The sequence below is a fragment of the Sphingobacterium sp. ML3W genome, assembly GCF_029542085.1.
Classification (GTDB): Bacteria; Bacteroidota; Bacteroidia; order Sphingobacteriales; family Sphingobacteriaceae; genus Sphingobacterium.
Genome location: NZ_CP107036.1, coordinates 4021697 through 4040542, shown reverse-complemented (window position 1 = coordinate 4040542; position 18846 = coordinate 4021697). Strand labels below are relative to the sequence as shown.

The following is an 18846-nucleotide window of genomic DNA, read 5'->3' as shown; positions in this document are numbered from 1 at the left end:
TAAATTTCGGCTGATGTAAAAATAACGATTTCGGAAAATCCATGGATAGGATACACGGTCCGTTCTTTGAAAAGAGTGAATTATTGTTTCTGAACGGACGAGAATGACATTTACTTGAGATTAGCACTATGAATTCTGAAATTATATTTGTTATTTTTGGATGAAACAAGTATAAAGTTTTTTATGATAAACAAAAAAATTGGCCTTATCCTGATGATGATAGGTATGGCAGGTACAGCAAGCACTGTTTGTGGACAGCAGTTGAAATATCCAACGACGAGCAAAGGCACTGTCGTAGACGAATTCTGGGGCGAGAAGGTATCCGATCCCTACCGTTGGTTGGAAGACGACCGTTCAGCAGAAACAAAAAGTTGGGTTCAGGCCGAAAATAAAGTCACTTTTGATTATCTAAATACTATTCCTTTCCGGACAAAATTGAAAGAGCAATTAACGGAAATCTGGAATTATGAAAAAATAGGAACACCTTTCAAAGAAGGAGCATATACCTATTTCTTTAAAAACAACGGGCTCCAACAACATTCCGTGCTTTACCGCAAACAGGGTGAGAATGGAGCGGAGGAAGTTTTCCTTGATCCAAATACTTTTTCGAAAGATGGATCGACTTCATTGGCCGACGTTTCTTTTTCAAAGGACGGAAGTCTAGTGGCGTATTCGATCTCTGAAGGTGGCTCGGACTGGAGAAAAGTGATCGTATTGAATGCAAAGGATAAAGCACCGGTGGGCGAGACGCTTGTTGATGTCAAATTCTCTGGTATTGCTTGGAAAGGTAATGATGGGTTTTACTATTCAAGCTATGATAAACCCAAAGGGTCTGAACTATCTGAGAAAACAGATCAACATAAATTATATTATCATAAACTTAAAACAGCGCAATCTACAGACCAGCTGATTTTTGGCGGTTCGGCAACCCCAAGACGTTATGTCGGTGCTTCATTAACAGATGACCAGCGCTATCTGATTATCTCTGCGGCAAATACAACGACTGGAAATGAACTTTATTATCAGGATCTGAGCAAGCCGAATAGCAAGATCATCTGCCTACAGGATCATTTTGATGCAAATACAGGTGTAGTTGATAATATTGGAGACACCTTCTTATTGGAGACCAACTATAAAGCTGCCAACAATAGATTAGTTAAAGTAGATCTAAAAAATCCGGCAAAGGAAAACTGGAAGGATGTCATTCCTGAAACCGAAAATGTACTTTCTATCAGTACCGGTGGTGGCTATCTATTTGCAAACTATTTGAAAGATGCTGTTTCTGTTGTTATCCAATACGATTATACAGGTAAAAAAATCAGACAGATTGAATTACCTGGTGTAGGGACAGCAAGCGGTTTTTCGGGTAAGAAAAAGGAAAAGGAAATCTACTTTGGTTTCTCAAATTACATTACGCCTTCATCAAGTTATAAATTTGATGTCAATTCGGGGAAATCGTCGCTTTATATCAAACCGAATGTCAAATTTGACAGCGACCAATATGAATCGAAGCAAGTATTTTATACTTCGAAGGACGGTACAAAGGTGCCAATGATTATTACCTATAAAAAAGGCATCGCCTTGAATGGTAAAAATCCAACGATTGTATACGGTTATGGCGGATTTAATATCAGTCTGACTCCGGCTTTCAGTACATCCGTTGCGGTTTGGTTGGCAAATGGTGGTGTGTATGCTGTTCCTAACTTACGTGGTGGCGGTGAATATGGTCAAAAATGGCATGATGGCGGCAGACAGTTCAACAAACTGAATGTATTTAACGATTTTATTGCTGCGGCTCATTATTTACAGGAAAATGGTTATACTTCACCAGAATACACCGCATTGTCAGGAGGTTCTAATGGGGGTTTGCTTGTTGGAGCGACAATGACTATTGACCCTAAAGTAGCTAAGGTGGCACTACCAGAGGTCGGCGTGTTGGATATGTTGCGTTACCATACTTTTACCGCTGGTGCTGGCTGGTCATACGACTACGGTACTGTCGCTGACAGCAAAGAGATGTTTGATTATCTGAAGGCTTATTCGCCTGTACATAATGTGAAAACAGGAGTCAGTTATCCGGCGACAATGGTATTGACCGGAGATCATGACGACCGTGTTGTTCCTGCGCACTCGTATAAGTTTGCTTCCGAATTGCAGGCTAAGCAGGCTGGTGATAACCCTGTATTGATTCGTATTGAAACCAAAGCAGGGCACGGTGCTGGTCGATCTACAGAGGTGTTGATCAATAGTACCGTTGATAAATACGCTTTTGCCCTCTGGAATATGGGTGTCAAAGAATTGAAATAAGGATATTGAAGGGACTATCTACAGTCTATTTCGGTTGTAGATAGTTTTATCCAAAGACAATAAAAAAGTCCAGATCAACGAAGTTGATCTGGACTTTTTTATTTCAGAATATTACTTATTCCCAAGTTTTTTCGCCTTTTTTCATTTTTTGAAGCGTTGCTACATAATCCTCTTTTTTATCGTTTGCAGTCAACAATGAGATCGCTTTCTCTTGTGTTTTGATTGCTTGATCTTTGTCACCTAGACGATAAAGTAGGTTGGCAAAGGTATCAAGGTACATCGGTGTATCTTTTTCCTTCTCCAGTGATAATTTGCTCCATTCTGAAGCCGCTTTTAAACAAGCTGGATCATCACAGTTTTCAAAGATAGACCAAGCCATCTGGTTTAATTCCATTGCAGTGATTGTCGAACCGTATTTGGCAATATACTTGTTAAAGCTGTCTCTCAATCCAGGATAGTTTTTGGTATAAGAGAAATAACGAGGTTGCATTTCCAAGCTCGCTTTTTCGGTATTGACCGTAGGGTATTTCTGAGCCAGTTCTTTTTCGATAGCAGCAAAATCTACGGCTTCTTTAGCCTGTATTTTGGTATTGACAGCTTCACCGATCAATAGTTTAGCTAAGAAATCATTTGCTTTAACCTTCTCACTGATGGCGTCAAACTTGGCAGGATTATCTTTTATCAAGTTAAATGCTTTCGAATCCTTAATGCTCGCCGAAGAAAGCAATAATTCCACATTGTCTTTTGTAAAGATCTGGTCTGTTGATAGCGAAGATAATACTACGCCCTCAGCTTTTGCCTGTGTTTCTTTATCATAAGCATCTTTTGCAGCCGCAGCCATAGCTTTTGCAATTGTTGGATTTTGTGGATCAGCATTGAATTTTGCCAATAGGGTTTCATATTGGGTGTTTGGATCCAGTGCTTTTTGGGCTTTAGCAATAAAGCCATCCGCATCACCACCGCCTACAATACGGTGTACAAGATTGCCTTTTGAATCAAAGATCAAGAAAGTAGGATAGGCTACTACTTTATAGTCTTTGGCAAAACGATCTGCTTCAGTGTACCAGGATTTTACTTCTTCATTGTCCTCTTTAGTCTTATCCATTTGGATTTTGGCATTGATAAATTTGGCATTGAAGAAATCACCCACCTTCGCCTGTGGGAAGATTGTACTTGTCATGTACTTGCAGGGGCCGCACCAAGTGGTGAAACAATCAACAAAAATAAATTTGTTTTCCTTGGTTGCTTTTTCTTTGATTTGATTCCAAGTGAGGCCATGCTCAAATTTTACACCCTCGCTCTGAGCGAATAGTAATGTTGGAACCAAGAATAGCATTAAAATTAATTTTCTCATAATCCGTTGATATTTAGGTGTTAATTTACTGAATAAAATCACTATCAAGAAAAGTTTTATAAAAAAATTAATCGGGGAGTTTACTATTTTGAAAAATTAAGTGGTGATCTCATTGAATTGAAGCTCGACCAACAAAAAATGGGCTTCACGGACTTTTGTCGCCCAGCTGCTGAGCGACGATTTTCTGCATGAGTATATGCTTAAAAAGTCAGGTACGGGATCCCTGAAGTTCGTGTTATAAAAAATTGAGGAATCTAGTGACTTAAATTTATTCCCACTCAAAACCCTATCAGAAAAGAAATAGACCTCTTTCTCGTCAATATTTAATTTTCCCAGGTTTGTATCCCTTTGGTCATTTTGTCCAATGTTTCCTGATAGATTGGTCGATCGTCGTCACTGGCCATCTCTATGGCTTTATTTTGCCACTTGATTGCCTTCTCTTTTTCACCTTTTTTATAAAGTAAGTTGGCGTATGTATCTAAGAATGCAGAGCTGGGATCTTCTATGATAGATTTTTTGCTCCAGCTGATCGCTGCGTCGATGCATTCGGGGTCACTGCTGTTATTAAAAATCGTCCAGGCAAAGGTGTTCAATTGATGTGCTGTGAAATCCTCTGATGATAGGTAATCATTGATGGTGTTTTTCATAGCCACGTAATTCTTGACCTGAAGATAATAATGTGCTTTGATCTTTTTAAACATCGGAACGAAATCTATATCCGGATATTTTGCTGACAGCTCACTCTGGTAACTATCCCAGTTGGGTTCATGCTTGGCATCTATTTTAATCAGGAAAAGCTCATTAACAACCACATTCGCGAGCGTACGATTTGCGATCCCCGGTGATTCCAGCAAAATATCTATTTTTTCTTTATTGTTGCGGATCAGGTTAAAGGCTTTTGAATTTGTAAACTTGGCTGCCGCCAGAAGAATATGGACGTTTTCCTTTTTAAAAAGCTCATCGGTACCCAAAGAATTGGCTAAAGTATTTTCGGCTTTACGTGCGGTGCTTTCGTCATAAGCGATATTTGCTGCTTTTAACATCTGTTTGGCGGTGTAGATGTCCTGAGGTCTTTTCTCAAATTTTTTTAACAGGGTATAATACTGTGTTTCGGGATACAGTCCGTCTGACACATGGCTGACAAATTCAGGTGCATCGTTTGCGCCAACAATCCGGTGTACAGCTTCTCCGTTTGGATTGAAAATCAAAAAAGTTGGAAAAGATTGGATATTGTACTCATTGGAAATAGCTCGGGCATCAGCATACCACTTTTTGACGGCAGCATTGTCCGTTTCGGTGGAGTCCATTTGGACCCTGATACTAATGAAATTTTGATTAATGGGCTGACCAACTTGTTCCAAGGGGAACACCTCATTACTCATATACTGGCAGGGGCCACACCATGTCGCAAAAAGTTCAACGAAGATAAACTTATTTTCTGCCTTCGCTCTTTCTTTGACCTGTTTCCAACTTAATCCTTCTACAAATTTCACCCCTTTGGTCTGGGAATGTGCTAAATTCCCAAATAAAATTGCAAGGCATAATGCGATTATACTTCTCATACTCACTGAACAACTAGATTCATAATTATGTTTAAGTTATCAAATTAATCTGAAAACAAAAACACCTCTGAAATATTAATTTCAGAGGTGTTTTAAACGATGGATAAATCGCTTATTTGATATTTATCTTCGATTTTAAATCTTTTGCAAGACCATCTTTATGTAACAACAAAGAAGTTGTTTTGTAGCGTACAAACTCTTTGGATGCGTACAAGTAGCCTTTGTAGTCGTTGGATGTTCCCCAAGAGTTTTTAACAATATAATATTCTTTACCATTTTGATCTTTTACCAGACCAACGATATGCATACCATGATCATCTGTTGTTTGCCAATTGTCGAAAGCTTTTTGTCTCTCTTCAGGCGTGATCTTCATTTCTGGTTTAGGACCAACGAACATGCTCGATTTTTCTTGATCGCTCATTTGTTCGAACGGTTTTTCTGGAACATAAGCAACACCGTTTTTCCAGGAGAATCCTTTTTCTGAAACGTCAGTTGCCCAAGCGACAGTATAACCTTTTTGCAGCGCGTTGTCAATGATATCTGTTAAATCATTCATCTGAACATTGTAGAAACGATCAAATGACCAGTTATCTGGGATTAACAGAACGAATTGGCTATAATAGGGGTGGTCAGTAACTGAAGCAATACCAACATAATCATCTGGATTGATGCCAATTACCTGGTCAGCAAAGGTGCGTGGTGTATAGGATTTGCCATTGTAATCAAATTTTTCAGGAACTTCACCTAGGTAAGAGTCCATTGCTGCTGTATAGGCTTTTTCCCAGTTTGGAGTTAAACCTTTACCTTTTACAATCGAGCCCAACATCGCGTCAAGCATTGATGTCATTTCACCAAAGTTGTTGAGTGTGGTACCATAGTGAAGGCCTGTATAAGCTGACTGTGGCATTGTGCCATATTTGCGGAATGAATTCAATACATCATGAAATTGACCACCTTCACCCAATGATAATCCACCGTGAAGACGTACATAAGTACGTGCTTTATCTAAGTACGTATTACGTGCTGTATATATCTGAGAAATCTCAACAGGTTTTTTACCCATACGGATCATTTCGGATTCTAGAAAAGAGTTTCCTGAATAAGACCAACATGTACCCGAAGAACCTTGATTCTTGATCGAAGTATTACCTAAATTGATAACTTCTGTAAATGTAAATCCAGATTTGCTATTGTCATTTTGATTTGCTTTTAGGGCATTGATCAAATTGTCCTGTGCTTGTACTTGGAATGAAGCTGCAAAAAGAGAGGCAGCTAGTACAATCGATTTATTCCAATTCATTTGTTAGTATTTTGTTAATTTAAAGTGGTGCTAAATTAAATAAATAAAATTTAGTAAGGCAAATTCCTCTGTAAAATAATTGTTCTTAAAAATGAACTATAATTTAGGTCCTTTTGTCACGAGACAGGAGGAGTACGAACTAGGCTAAAATATTGAAAAGCAAAGGGTCGTAATTTTTACGACCCTTTGCTTTTATGTTTATTCGGCAATCTCTTTATGCTTTGGAAAGAGTAGCGAGGCGATAATACTTAAGGCAAGTATACTGATGATCACAATCAGTGAATGCGTCGTTGTAAAGCCGACTTCTGCCAGCCAGTGATGTAATAACATCTTCAGACCAATGAACACCAATAGAAAAGCTAACCCGACTTTTAAATATTGGAACTTATGGATAATATTGACCAATAAGAAGAACATGGAACGTAATCCGAGGATGGCGAAGATATTAGAGAAGAATACCACATAAGGATCTTTGGTAACCGAGAAAATTGCGGGAATGGAATCCACTGCGAAAATTAGATCGGTAAATTCAATCACTAACAAAACCAAAAATAGAGGTGTCATGTATTTCACGCCATTCTCGATATGGAAAAAGTGACCACCATCTAATTTTGGGGTTACCTTGAAATATTTAGACGCAAATTTGACAACAGGGTGGTTTTGAGGATCGACCTCTTCCTCTTGGTTCCGATTGATAAACATCTTAACACCTGTGAATACTAAGAATGCACCAAAAACATATAGAATCCAGCCAAATTTAGCGATTAAGGTTGCGCCAAGGAATATAAATAGAAACCGCATAACGATGGCACCAAGAATCCCCCATACCAAAACTTTATGGTAGTATTTTTCGGGAATTCCAAATGATGTGAAGAGCAACACCATAACGAAAATATTATCGACAGAGAGCGCATACTCAACAACATATCCTGTTAAATATTCCAAGCCTAGGTTGTTATTATAGACGGCTAAACTTGCGGCAAGATCGCCAGGAATAATTTTAATATCGTGATGATGTTTTGTAATGACTTCCTGCAGATGGTTTAGGTCTTGGATATTATGCAATTCAAATCCATACTGACGGAGCAACCAATAGAAGCCTAATGAGAATAATACCCATACAGCACTCATAATTGCGGCAGTCTTTAAGCTAACGGGTTTATCGCCCTTGGAAAATAGTCCAAGGTCAATTGCTAGCATCAGTGCAATGAAGATCAGGAAACCTCCAAAAAACATTAATTCGTGACTCATTATTTTTTTCTTTCTGTTGTATATTTTACCAATTGAAGTAATCCTTCTTTGTATTCGCTATCTGGAAAATCTTCTAGGATGCGAAATGCATCTTGTTGATATTCCAGCATTTTGTTTGTTGCATAGGCTAGTCCGCCGCTGTTGCGGACAAAATCAATAACTTCAGCCACCTTTTTGGGGTCTTCGTTATGGTTTCGAACCAGATTGATGATTCGCCGCTTTTCGCTAGAGCTTGTCTGATTTAAGGCATGGATCAACGGCAATGTCATTTTCTTCTCTTTGATATCATTTCCCAGAGGCTTGCCCACATCATCCAGACCAAAATCAAATAAGTCATCTTTTATCTGAAAAGCAATACCAATTTTCTCTCCAAATTGATGCAATTTCTCTACCGTCTCTTGATCAGCATTGGATGAAGCAGATCCACAGGCGCAACAGGAAGCAATTAATGATGCTGTTTTCTTTCGGATGACCTCAAAGTATATGGATTCTTCGATATCCAGTTTACGCGCTTTTTCGATCTGGAGCAGTTCTCCTTCACTCATTTGGTCGACCGCTTCCGAAACAATTTTTAACAGATGATAGTCCTGATGTTTTACAGAAAGTAGTAAACCCCTTGACAGTAAAAAATCACCAACCAGTACCGCAATCTTATTTTTCCAGAGTGCATTGATTGAAAAGAAGCCTCTACGTTCGTAAGAGTTATCCACGACATCATCGTGAACAAGCGAAGCTGTATGCAGTAATTCAACCAAAGCAGCACCACGGTAGGTAGATTCATTAATCCCATTGCAGATGCCTGCCGAGAAAAAGACAAACATCGGTCGCATTTGTTTGCCTTTGCGTTTGATCAGGTATTGTGTGATACGATCCAACAAGGGAACGGAGCTTTTCATCGATGCTTTGAATTTCTTTTCAAAAGCTTCAAGTTCGTGGATAATAGGGCGTTGGATCTCTGTTAATTTTGACATGAATTGGAATGAAACACCAAAAAAGTTAAAGCTTAAAGATAGTAATTTTGTTACAACTCATCGACTGCTTGTTCAAGATTTTTGTACCATTCTTCTCCATAAGTACGGATCAGGGGATCCTTTAGAAATTTGTATACAGGCACCTGTAGTTCTTTGCCGAAACTACAAGCGTCTTTGCAGATATGCCAACGGTCATAATGAAGGACATCAAATTCTGGATAATGCGTTGTACGGATAGGATAGAGGTGACAGGAAACAGGTTTCCGCCAGTGGATTTCACCCAGTTCATATGCCTTTTCGATTGCACATTTGGTAATGCCGTTTTCCCAGGTTACATAGGCGCATTCCTTGTGCCCATCAACACAGGTTGTGGTTAAATCACCATCTACGTCAATGACATATTTCCCTTGTTCTTCGATGGCCTCAATACCCTTCTCTGTCATATAAGGCTTTACCTTGGCGTATATTTCCTCCAGAATTGCCTTTTCACTTTCTAACAAAGGTGCTCCCGAGTCTCCCTCGATACAGCATATTCCTTTACATTTTGATAGATTGCACACAAAATCATTGTTAATCAGATCTTCATGTACCAACACATTTCCTACTTCAATCATTCTAATTATTTTGAGTAGCTTGCTTTTTGTCCCAATTTATATTTTAGTCCGCTTGCTTCCAGAAGTTCCAAGGTAACAGAGCCAATTAAAATATCGACGTTAGCCTTCACTGGAATACGGTTACCATCATTGGTTACCCAAAGATAAAGCTTGCTATTTTTTTTAAAGATACGTCCCGGTTTAATTTCGGGACTGAATTTAAGGCATTCCAATGTGCCCAATTCCGTTTTTATTTTTTCAATTCCAATATACTGTATGCCCAAGGTGGCTATTTCATCATTCAGAAAGTAAGTCAGTTTAAAGGATTCACCAGGCTTGACCGAAGTTAAGTCCAGATTGCGGGCGAAATAATAGGACGATAGTAAATCAAAGGTCTGATCGACCTTGGATGTAAATGTTCCTTTATTACCGACCACAGTATGTGTATCCTGATTGAAACGTACTTTGTCGTTCCGTCTGTAGCCTCCCTCACGGATGTTTTCTGTATAATAGTAAGGCAAAAATGTCTTGCTATTTATATAAGAGTTGTATTCGTTTCTTACGGTATAGATGGCAAAAGCTCCTGCTGTTTTACCAGCGGCATACAGATGAAAGGAGGGATTTCCAAATCCGTCTTTCGTATCGCCAACAGTCAACGTTCCCGTTGCGGCTGAAATAATTCCATAGCGGAGTTTATACTTTAATTTCTCTCCACCTTTAAATGCAGATTCCTTTAAATGGGGTAAATCTTGAGCGAAAACTGTACTTACAAAAACTGATAAGTAAAGGAGCAATGTCGATATAAGTTTCATGTACGTAAGTTTACGAAAATTGTTTGAAAAAGAGATGTTAATTTCATCAGAATAAATTGTGTTTTTAAGGTGATGAAACCCACATGAGCCAGCTGCTTATGCTTGTTTGTCAGTCGCTTTTGGCGCTTGAGGACTTCTTTTAAAAACTGGAACCGTTGAACAAGGTTCTCCATACATAATACTTTTCGCTACTTTACTGAGTTTCACCGTGAATTGGACAAATGTCGATTCGGGGATATAGGTATCTCCACAGCCCTTAACAACTACCCTTTGATCCCGAAACTGTTCCATATCAATTTGGTCAACGGCGGCGGCATACTGTATACGTAACAGCTCATCTAAATCGCCAAAGACAACAGTCGACGCATATGGCTCTAACTTATTTGCCAGTAGCATATAAGCCCATGTTGGGATAATAGCATCTGCGCTACAGGTTATGGCAATATGCTTATTTGTATATTGTGACCAATCGTGTGTTTTGATGAACTCGCGGAAATCTTTTTCCCTTAACATCAGACCATGGAACAAATTTTCCTTGATATCATATAGGACATTGTCGGTCTTCGGATGATAATCTGCCAGATCAACTGTCACTAATCCACTTTGTGCAACTTTATTGACAATATTTGTTTGAATTTCCATAACTATTCTATCAAAAAAAAGCCGGACGATAATTCGTCCGGCTACAAATTTACTTAAAAATCTTCTAAAAGAATTTCACTCTATTGTCAATGATTTCAGCTTTGTCTTGTAATGCACGGAAAATAGATCCCCAAGCACGTTGCGCTTTAGCTGCAAGCATTTGTTTCTTTTGTCCGTTGATATCAGAGATCGCTGATGGATTTGTGAAACCATTTACCTGTACGACATACACACCTGTATTTCCTTCAATTGCTTTAGAAGGTTTGTTTGGTTGAAGTCCAAAGACTGTACCTACTACAGCGTTCTCTAATGCTACACCAGGAATAACAGGATTGGCAAATACCACATTCTCCACGTGGATAGCAGATTTGCCGACTTTTTGAGCTACTTGATCAATTGAAGAAGCTCCAGCTAAAGCTTTGCCAAATTTTTCTTTTAAGACTTTAGCTTTAACCATATTTTTAACTGCAGGCTCGATATCTTTTTTCACAGCGTCCAGAGAAAGTACCCCTTTCGGTTGCACATTCACCAAACTCGCTAGGATATAAGAAGTTTCAGTTTCAAATACCTTATCTGAGATGTCACCTTTTTTAGCTTCGAAAGCCCATTTTATTAAATCGCGTGGAGCTTCTGTACCATCAAGTACATTGTCCATTGCTGTCACACGTGACGCAGTTTTAGCTTCTAGGCCAAGTTTCTTAGCCTCTTGTGCGAAGTTCTGAGCCGTTGCGGCAGATAAGAAGGCTGTGGCTTTACTATGTGCATTATTTAAAGTCTCTTTACCACTATTGATGACTTTATCGATGATAGCGACCTTAGCATATTTTGCTGTACCGATTTGTTTCTCAATTTTGATGATATGAACACCAAACTGAGATTTTACAACTTTAATGTCTCCAGCTTTACCTTCAAATACTGCTTTTTCAAATTCAGGTACCATGCGGCCCCTTGTAAAAGTACCAAGCTCCCCACCATTTGTTTTACTTCCCGGATCACTGCTGAACTGAATAGCCAAAGCTGCAAAGTTATCTCCTTTTTGAATCAATCCTTTGATTGAATCAGCTTTTGCCAATGCTTTGTCAACACCACCTTCAGCAGTAGCATCCAATAGGATATGCGAAGCCTTTACTGAATCTGGCCCTACGACAGTTGAAACCACTTTCGCAATTTCGTAAGCGCCATTGCTTAGGAATGGACCTACCGTAGTACCTGAAGCTACATTGAAGACTACCGAATCCAAAGATGGACTCAGTTGGCCTTTTTTCACATACGTGAAAGGATATTTGTTGTCCGAATTGATAGATGCAAATAATGAATCATCTTTTGCAACAATAAGGTCTTGTTTTAACTTGTCAATAGCTTCTTTTACTGCCAATGAATCTTTTGCAAGAGGTTTTGCATCGACTGTAACGTATTGGATCGCGCGTGTTTCCTCTTGTGTTTTGAACATGCTTTTATGTTCATTATAGTATTCTTGGAAATCGGCGTCAGTCACTTTAGCCTCAGCATCTTTTACAGAAGCGTAGTCTAAAAGAATGTATTTGAAGTTCGCCAATTTATTACGTTCTTGGTATTCTTCGTTTGCTTCCAATGAAGTTACGTATACACTGTTCGAAAGCAATTCGCCATACTTGCTGCTTAGACGTTCATCTTTCACACCCTCAAGTAAAGCTTCCCACTGATCAGCCATGGCTTGGTTGCCAGCTGTGTTGATTTGGCTTATAAAAGTTGACAACTGACCACGGTTAAATTGTCCAGTTTGTGGGTCAGTAAATGCCTGAACGATCTGAGCTGAAGGATTCGGACCTTGTACTAGATCATTTAATTCCTTACTACCTACTGTCAAACCGATTTTTTCAATCTCTTTTCTCAAGATTTCTCTGGATAAGAATTGATTCCAAACCTGTTGTACGGCGTATGTTCTCATTTGAGGAGTAACAGCGCCACCCATTTGTTGTTTGAACATTTCTTCTGCTTGTTCTACCTGTTGGTTGAACGCAGGATATTCAATTTCAGTTCCGTTGACTTCCCCTACACGATTTTGATGTCTAGCCCAAAAAGGAGCCCCTCCTCGAACGACATCGCCTAGTAAAAATGCTAAAATTGCGATAGCCATGGCTGCGGTCAAGATGACACCAGCTTTGTTACGCAAAAAGCCCATTAATCCCATAGTCTGCTTATTGTGTTTATATTGTGTAAATACTTGTATTTCGTTAATTTATGCATAGCATAGCAAAATGCGGTGCAAGATACAATTTTTATAAAAAAAAACGGAATATTTTCCTGAATGTAATAAAACAAATTTGAAAAGTATTTGTATTGCGCTATTTTTTATTGGAGATGGTCTTGATCAGGTGACTGTAATATCCTTTAAGAAATCTGTGACAGAGTTGCTTACAGGATCTACTTGCAGGTACATATCTTTAGGCTAGTAAATAACATACGCTCTCTATCTACCTATGGATGGAAATAGACTGTTATCCTTGATGATGACAACACCAGTGGCATTCTGTATATTGGCATGTAGCAAATCCTTGTCAGAAGTAAAAGATGATCCCGAAAGGTTACCGCGTTGGTCTTTAAAGAATGCCGTAACAGGGAGATTATTGTAAAAAGTCTTATTGGGGTCTTTTGCACCTTCGTCATAAACGATTTCCTCCGTTTTTAGAATAGATCCATCAGCCATGGTGACAATAACATTTTTGGTAAAGACTGTTATTTTCTCTTTTTCTTTCCTGATCGCATAGTCAGAGGTGATGCGTTGGGTTTCCTTTAGTTTCTCATCATAGAAGATGATTTTTATGCTTTTTGGAAACTCATAGACTTCTGTGCTATCGTGTTTGATCCGCATTTCGGGTGCGGTAAGGTTCGCTTTAACCCGGGTTGAATCACTATAGATGACATCGACATGGCGTGATATGTCTACAGCTTCTTCTTTTTTTAAGTTGGCGATCCGGTCGACTTCCTTTAGGTCTGGCTCACAGGAAGTCAATAAGAGCGCCCCTAGCAAAAATTGAATTACCAGGGGCGATATATTTTGTAATATGGATAGTGCAGATACTTTGCGTACCATTATCTTAGTCAAATTGATTTCTTCTAAACCAACGGTCATTTAGCGTAAAGCCAATATTGAAGTTGATATAACGTTCACGTAACAGACCATTGGCTACTTTACCCATTTGGCCGAATTCTGCTGAGAAATTGATCTTCGAGAAAGCACTTGAATATTGCGTTCTGGCTAATGGTAAGCCCACACCCACCGTTATGGCCATATCATTGATATCTTGACCAGCTAGAAAATACTGGGTTTTGTTGTATCTAAAACCAAGACGATAATCTACGTGGTTCAGATAGTTGAGCGAAGATCTATCAGGTGTCAACTGACCACCAACTGATACGCCATAATTTTTGCGTAGCTCGCCCTCACCATTTCTGACCTGAAATCTTGACCAATCTGCATATTTGAAATCTGCCCCAACCAACCATTTGCCATTTCGTGCAAGGGTAACACCTATATTGTGTTTTAATGGAAGTGTCAAATGTCTGCTGGTGCGCTCAGACATATAGGTTGTATCTATTGGAATATTTTGATTGTCTGGATCTGATGATGGTTGAGTCCTTGTGTCGAATATTGTTGTTCGCTCTTTTATATCGTTATTCAGCGATCCCGAATAGCCAAAGGTCAAGGCATACTCTTTTCCTATAGGCTGTTCGTATTGTAAACCATAATCAAAGATAATACCTTGGATTTCACGTTTATTTTGACGTTGCGGATTCAAAGCTCCAGAGGATAAAGGAAATTCAACACGGCTATAGTCATTTAATGTACCAAATAGGTATGACATATTCGCACCGATACTCAATCCTTTATAAACACGCACACCCCAACCTGCATAAGCTTTTGTGAGGCCACCTTCACCCGTAAAAACCTTGTTGAAGGTTTCCGAATTAATGCTTTCCTGTGAGTTCGTACGATAGCCTACATCCGAAAACGGCAGTAGTCCCAAACTTATACCACCAAACTTTTGCATTGGAAAAGTCATGGTAATATGGCTAAATGCAAAATCAGCAGTATTCGCAGATCTGGTTGTTGATTTTAATTGCGTGTAGTTGCCATACAGCCCTGCGTCAAATACACTAAGTCGCGCAGCGGAGTAAGATGCTGGATTGCTCGGGTTGGTATTGTAATAGATGCCATCTAATGTACGGATAGCCGTACTGATACCACCCATCGCTCTATACTGAGGTAATAAATCTTCACGTATCTGACCTATCCCCAATTGAGAATAAGGTGAAGCGGATGTCGTTTTTTGGGCAAATGCGGTAGTAGAACTAGCTAAAATTCCACCTGCTAACAACAGTTGGAGTGATTTATTTCTTAGAGAGCTTATAAAGCGTTTCTGCATGGTCAACCTATAAAATTGAGAAACTAATGTTTATTTAGTTTTTGTGAAATCTTTGAGTTTTTTGACTCGTGTAATTAAATGTTCTTTGCTTTTATTCGCATACAAAACTATTCAATTTTTGTGAGCTTGTTAAGCCGATTTTGTTAAAAAAGGTTAAAGGCTTGTTGTACAAATGTTTAGAAAAATTGAAAGTAGATTATGGTTAATGTGATGATTGCATACACGACTTCAAAAAACCATTTCTTTTTGGCGTAGGTGAAGTAATAGGCCATATAAATTGCAATCGGTGGAGCACAGAGTAAAAAGTGAGCCTCAGTTAATTTCTTATTCCAATAAAAGGAGGCTACAGCTAGGCATAACATGAAAAATAACAACTGAAAGGATTTTCGGATATGCACAATACTCTTGAAAAAATTATCTTTGAGGATCAACAAGAAGAGGATCAGTGTAAAAAGCACAGGGACTAATACCAGGTAATCAAATAATTGAATACGAATAGCCGTTGGGAATTTGTAGGTGAATGGCAACCATATGGTGTAAAACGATTCCATTTTTCCTACCCATAAATAGATTACCCCTAGTATAAAATAGATTGTAGCTAACCCTAATAGTGGTGTGATCCATTCACGCCAATTGAATGGTCTAAAAATAAGTAGGGCGATCCACAGGAGGAAGAACATGCTCAAAAAAGGAAAGTAGATCAGACTTCCTATGCCAACAATCATCCCAAGATCGAACATTTCCGCCTTTACGTCCGTCTGGCGATAGAGAGAAAGCAATTTGCTCAACATCCAGATCGAAATAAAGTTACAGATAAGGGTGGGAGACAGAACCAGAAAGGGTAAAAATAAACTGGCCAATGTCATATACATCAATGCAACCAAAAAACTAGGTTTTCCCAGTAAGTTGAAATGGCTTGTGATCCGATTCAGTATCGTTGCCTGAAAAATGGTCAGGATCAGTGTGATAAAGACGTTTGTTGCCGGGGAGAGGTTGATTAAATTGTTTTCACCCAGTAAATTCCCAAGAGCAGGTTCAAAAATTACAGAATCAAGTTTATCCGGCAGGTGCAAGAATATGCCAAGGCACAATACAAACCCCACAAGGGATAAAAATAAAATATTTATTGGTGTATAATTTCTGAACTGACTTATGATCATGGTATGCGATAAACAGTTGACTATTTATTCTTTTTTTCTAGTTTCGTTATGCGGCGGTCAAGCAAGAAAAGAAAGAAGGCTAGACCTAGAAAAATGACCAACATCACGAGAACAACCACATAGATTTTGCCCTCACTACGTAAGCCCGTTGCCATATCAACGTCATCCTGCGCAAATGTGCTTAACGTTGATAATACTAATAATGCAATTGACAATGTTATTTTTTTCATCCGTATAAATTTGTTTTTCAGTTGTGATGAAGCTATCAGATTTATTCACAACTCGGTGTGATTGAATAAATCTGATAGCTTCATCCTATTTATTTGTCTTTTAATGGCTGATTAGGACCTGCGTAAATAAAAAAGCATTGTTTGCCAGTATTATTTACGCTTTGGTTTTATCAGAGTTCTATTTTTTATCGATGTTGTCACCACATGAAATCCAGTATTAATTTATGCTGGAGAATGTTTTGGTGATTGCTATTTCAATCCTTTTTTATTGAGCCTAAGCTCGTTGTTGACTGGAGATATCTTCAAAGACATGAAAAATACCCTGCCTCTTATTCTTATTGCTGATTACAACTAGCTTTCCTGTTCTTTTCTTTCCAATAAACGTACTCTATAGCGGAGTGAACAGATCCAGAAAGCGATCATCGGCCATCCGATCATTGCAGCATAAAATGTCGGGCGAAGCTCGTTACTCATTTGTAGCTGGCCAAAAGTAGCATTACCACCACTTCCGGGGTGAAGAGAGTCTGTCATCTTTGGCAGAATATAGAGCAGCACAATAATGATCGGAAATGCAAAGATATTGTAGACGGCAGATATTTTCGCTCTTTTTTGCTCTTCTTCAAGCGCATTGCGGAGTACGAGGTAGGCCAGATACATTAAAGTCGCTATTGCCGAACCATTTAATTTGGGGTCATTTGGCCAAGGCTCACCCCAGGTAATATTTGCCCACAACATTCCTGTTGCCAAGCCAAAAAAACAAAAAGTAATACCCGTGTTGACCGCTTCAATAGCCATAAGGTCGTATTCTTGTTTTCCTGTATTGAGGTATTTGATGCTATAAATAACAGAAATCAGGTACATCACGATCATTGCCGACCACATCGGGACGTGGAAATAGACGTTTCTGATACTTTCGTGAAGGATAAATAGGCGGGGAACAGGCCCTAGAAGACCATTGATAATGACTGTGCAGATAATCAGGACCGCTAATATTTTCCACCATTTTTTTCTCATGGTAAATTGAATTTAATGTGTTTTCAATTCTAAAATTTAATCTCGCCAAAGGTACGGAAATAACAATAAAGAAATAGTGATCGTGATTACATTAATTGCGAGTAATACAATTATTTCTCTTGTACTTGCCGCCCTTTCCAGGCCTTCTATGGCATTGCGGGAGAGCTTGATCAATACGATCAATAAGGGGATGATAGCCGGAAAACTCAAAATAGCCATGAGCGTACTGTTGTTTCCTGCTTTGGAACTTATACCAGAAATCATGGTAAATACACTGGCAAAACTTATACTACCCAGAATGACTGAAATAAAATATAATGTGGGATCCCCAAGTGGGTTTTTGAATATGATTGAATAGACGAAATAAGCAATGGTTGCCAAGATGGTCATCAATAACATATTGTAAATAACTTTGGCGAGAATAATCGCCCGTGGGTCAACTAGTGAATAGTAATAGAGCTGTCGGTTGGGATTTTCTTGAACAAAACTCTTGTTTATTGCATTGATTGAAGCGAATAACATGATAATCCAAAACAATGCATTCCAAACTGTAGTATCTACTGATTTGAATGCCTGATAACAAACAAATACAGTAGATACGACATATAGTAGGATTCCGTTGATGGCATATTTTGATCGCCATTCCAGAATAATGTCTTTAAGAATCAAAGTTTTTACCTGTTGCAGTAAAGTCATATCCCGCAAAGATACAAATGTATTTTAACCACAGGAGGTGGTTAAACCATCAATTCTTAAAAAAATGTTTTTTTTACTTATGCATTAGAAATTTTTGATTTAGCAGCATCGGTTGTGTTGTCGATTTTACTTGCTAAATTCTGTGCGGCATTGTTTGCGTGGTCCAAAGCCTCTCTACCGGCTTCTTTTGCTTTGTTTTTCAATGCATCAGCATCATCTGAAGCTTTACTGAATGCAGCTTGAGCTTTTGATTTTAAGTTGTCCAACTCAGCAGAAGCTCTGTTTGCTAACTTTTGTGCTTTTCTAGCTTCTTTTCTCGAAAGATCCTTCAATGACTTAGTTAAGCTTTTGATGCCATCATTTGCACGATCTAATTGTTTTTTCCCGTCATCGGTTCCTAAAAGATACCATGCAGCAGCTCCCGCAGCCAATCCTACCAAAGCAAATGCCACTAATCCATTTTTATTTTTCATAATTCTTCTATTTTATTGTGTATTCAAATGATAATCAAGTATGATACCAAATGAACAATCTCTGGAACAATTTGT

General features: G+C 38.7%; 17 protein-coding genes. 1 reads left to right on the top strand and 16 read right to left on the bottom strand.

All coding sequences use genetic code 11. From position 1 onward, the window contains the following. Positions 1-183: 183 nt before the first annotated feature. Complete coding sequence (locus OGI71_RS17060) at positions 184-2307, top strand: prolyl oligopeptidase family serine peptidase (RefSeq protein WP_282250473.1); 2124 nt, start codon at positions 184-186, stop codon at positions 2305-2307. A 115-nt stretch (positions 2308-2422) separates the two neighbouring features. Here OGI71_RS17060 and OGI71_RS17055 read toward each other — a convergent pair whose 3' ends face one another. The 16 genes from OGI71_RS17055 to OGI71_RS16980 all read right to left on the bottom strand — a co-directional run bounded on the left by OGI71_RS17055 (position 2423) and on the right by OGI71_RS16980 (position 18771). Continuing rightward, on the bottom strand, positions 2423-3661 hold the full coding sequence (locus OGI71_RS17055; protein ID WP_282250472.1) for a thioredoxin family protein: 1239 nt from the start codon (positions 3659-3661) through the stop codon (positions 2423-2425). Between the two features lie 323 nt (positions 3662-3984). Then, positions 3985-5223: a thioredoxin family protein gene (locus OGI71_RS17050; protein WP_223583754.1), complete on the bottom strand. Its 1239-nt coding sequence runs from the start codon at positions 5221-5223 to the stop codon at positions 3985-3987. Between the two features lie 112 nt (positions 5224-5335). Continuing rightward, a complete protein-coding gene (locus tag OGI71_RS17045; RefSeq protein ID WP_282250470.1) occupies positions 5336-6523 on the bottom strand; it encodes a C1 family peptidase in 1188 nt (395 codons plus the stop codon). A gap of 198 nt (positions 6524-6721) precedes the next feature. Then, positions 6722-7774: a TerC/Alx family metal homeostasis membrane protein gene (locus OGI71_RS17040; protein WP_282250469.1), complete on the bottom strand. Its 1053-nt coding sequence runs from the start codon at positions 7772-7774 to the stop codon at positions 6722-6724. Beyond that, complete coding sequence (locus OGI71_RS17035) at positions 7774-8745, bottom strand: polyprenyl synthetase family protein (protein WP_120261403.1); 972 nt, start codon at positions 8743-8745, stop codon at positions 7774-7776. The genes OGI71_RS17040 and OGI71_RS17035 overlap by 1 nt, the downstream gene beginning before the upstream one ends. 50 nt (positions 8746-8795) lie before the next feature. Further along, positions 8796-9359 (bottom strand): DUF3109 family protein, encoded by a 564-nt coding sequence (locus OGI71_RS17030; RefSeq protein WP_282250468.1) that lies wholly within the window; start codon positions 9357-9359, stop codon positions 8796-8798. A gap of 5 nt (positions 9360-9364) precedes the next feature. After that, on the bottom strand, positions 9365-10150 hold the full coding sequence (locus tag OGI71_RS17025; RefSeq protein WP_223583759.1) for a DUF3108 domain-containing protein: 786 nt from the start codon (positions 10148-10150) through the stop codon (positions 9365-9367). A gap of 96 nt (positions 10151-10246) precedes the next feature. Then, entirely contained in the window at positions 10247-10792 is a 546-nt protein-coding gene (locus OGI71_RS17020; protein ID WP_282250467.1) for a DUF2480 family protein, read from the bottom strand. A gap of 64 nt (positions 10793-10856) precedes the next feature. After that, a complete protein-coding gene (locus OGI71_RS17015; RefSeq protein ID WP_282250466.1) occupies positions 10857-12962 on the bottom strand; it encodes a SurA N-terminal domain-containing protein in 2106 nt (701 codons plus the stop codon). A gap of 279 nt (positions 12963-13241) precedes the next feature. Beyond that, entirely contained in the window at positions 13242-13865 is a 624-nt protein-coding gene (gene lptC, locus OGI71_RS17010) for an LPS export ABC transporter periplasmic protein LptC (protein ID WP_282250465.1), read from the bottom strand. A gap of 4 nt (positions 13866-13869) precedes the next feature. Continuing rightward, complete coding sequence (locus OGI71_RS17005) at positions 13870-15198, bottom strand: hypothetical protein (protein ID WP_282250464.1); 1329 nt, start codon at positions 15196-15198, stop codon at positions 13870-13872. 176 nt (positions 15199-15374) lie between these two features. After that, complete coding sequence (locus OGI71_RS17000; protein ID WP_282250463.1) at positions 15375-16358, bottom strand: DUF6427 family protein; 984 nt, start codon at positions 16356-16358, stop codon at positions 15375-15377. 20 nt (positions 16359-16378) lie between these two features. Continuing rightward, the gene (locus OGI71_RS16995) at positions 16379-16588 is read right to left on the bottom strand and encodes a CcmD family protein (protein ID WP_282250462.1); all 210 of its coding nucleotides are present in this window, start codon (positions 16586-16588) and stop codon (positions 16379-16381) included. A gap of 351 nt (positions 16589-16939) precedes the next feature. Further along, positions 16940-17602: a cytochrome c biogenesis protein gene (locus OGI71_RS16990; protein ID WP_282250461.1), complete on the bottom strand. Its 663-nt coding sequence runs from the start codon at positions 17600-17602 to the stop codon at positions 16940-16942. 36 nt (positions 17603-17638) lie between these two features. Next, a complete protein-coding gene (locus OGI71_RS16985; protein ID WP_282250460.1) occupies positions 17639-18298 on the bottom strand; it encodes a heme exporter protein CcmB in 660 nt (219 codons plus the stop codon). A 77-nt stretch (positions 18299-18375) separates the two neighbouring features. Further along, complete coding sequence (locus OGI71_RS16980; protein WP_282250459.1) at positions 18376-18771, bottom strand: hypothetical protein; 396 nt, start codon at positions 18769-18771, stop codon at positions 18376-18378. Positions 18772-18846: the final 75 nt, after the last annotated feature.

What these genes read in the sequence shown, in the direction of transcription:
- OGI71_RS17060 (WP_282250473.1), top strand. Translation starts at nt 184, where the DNA reads ATGATAAACAAAAAAATTGGCCTTATCCTGATGATGATAGGTATGGCA.
- OGI71_RS17055 (WP_282250472.1), bottom strand. Translation starts at nt 3,661, where the DNA reads ATGAGAAAATTAATTTTAATGCTATTCTTGGTTCCAACATTACTATTC.
- OGI71_RS17050 (WP_223583754.1), bottom strand. Translation starts at nt 5,223, where the DNA reads ATGAGAAGTATAATCGCATTATGCCTTGCAATTTTATTTGGGAATTTA.
- OGI71_RS17045 (WP_282250470.1), bottom strand. Translation starts at nt 6,523, where the DNA reads ATGAATTGGAATAAATCGATTGTACTAGCTGCCTCTCTTTTTGCAGCT.
- OGI71_RS17040 (WP_282250469.1), bottom strand. Translation starts at nt 7,774, where the DNA reads ATGAGTCACGAATTAATGTTTTTTGGAGGTTTCCTGATCTTCATTGCA.
- OGI71_RS17035 (WP_120261403.1), bottom strand. Translation starts at nt 8,745, where the DNA reads ATGTCAAAATTAACAGAGATCCAACGCCCTATTATCCACGAACTTGAA.
- OGI71_RS17030 (WP_282250468.1), bottom strand. Translation starts at nt 9,359, where the DNA reads ATGATTGAAGTAGGAAATGTGTTGGTACATGAAGATCTGATTAACAAT.
- OGI71_RS17025 (WP_223583759.1), bottom strand. Translation starts at nt 10,150, where the DNA reads ATGAAACTTATATCGACATTGCTCCTTTACTTATCAGTTTTTGTAAGT.
- OGI71_RS17020 (WP_282250467.1), bottom strand. Translation starts at nt 10,792, where the DNA reads ATGGAAATTCAAACAAATATTGTCAATAAAGTTGCACAAAGTGGATTA.
- OGI71_RS17015 (WP_282250466.1), bottom strand. Translation starts at nt 12,962, where the DNA reads ATGGGATTAATGGGCTTTTTGCGTAACAAAGCTGGTGTCATCTTGACC.
- lptC (WP_282250465.1), bottom strand. Translation starts at nt 13,865, where the DNA reads ATGGTACGCAAAGTATCTGCACTATCCATATTACAAAATATATCGCCC.
- OGI71_RS17005 (WP_282250464.1), bottom strand. Translation starts at nt 15,198, where the DNA reads ATGCAGAAACGCTTTATAAGCTCTCTAAGAAATAAATCACTCCAACTG.
- OGI71_RS17000 (WP_282250463.1), bottom strand. Translation starts at nt 16,358, where the DNA reads ATGATCATAAGTCAGTTCAGAAATTATACACCAATAAATATTTTATTT.
- OGI71_RS16995 (WP_282250462.1), bottom strand. Translation starts at nt 16,588, where the DNA reads ATGAAAAAAATAACATTGTCAATTGCATTATTAGTATTATCAACGTTA.
- OGI71_RS16990 (WP_282250461.1), bottom strand. Translation starts at nt 17,602, where the DNA reads ATGAGAAAAAAATGGTGGAAAATATTAGCGGTCCTGATTATCTGCACA.
- OGI71_RS16985 (WP_282250460.1), bottom strand. Translation starts at nt 18,298, where the DNA reads ATGACTTTACTGCAACAGGTAAAAACTTTGATTCTTAAAGACATTATT.
- OGI71_RS16980 (WP_282250459.1), bottom strand. Translation starts at nt 18,771, where the DNA reads ATGAAAAATAAAAATGGATTAGTGGCATTTGCTTTGGTAGGATTGGCT.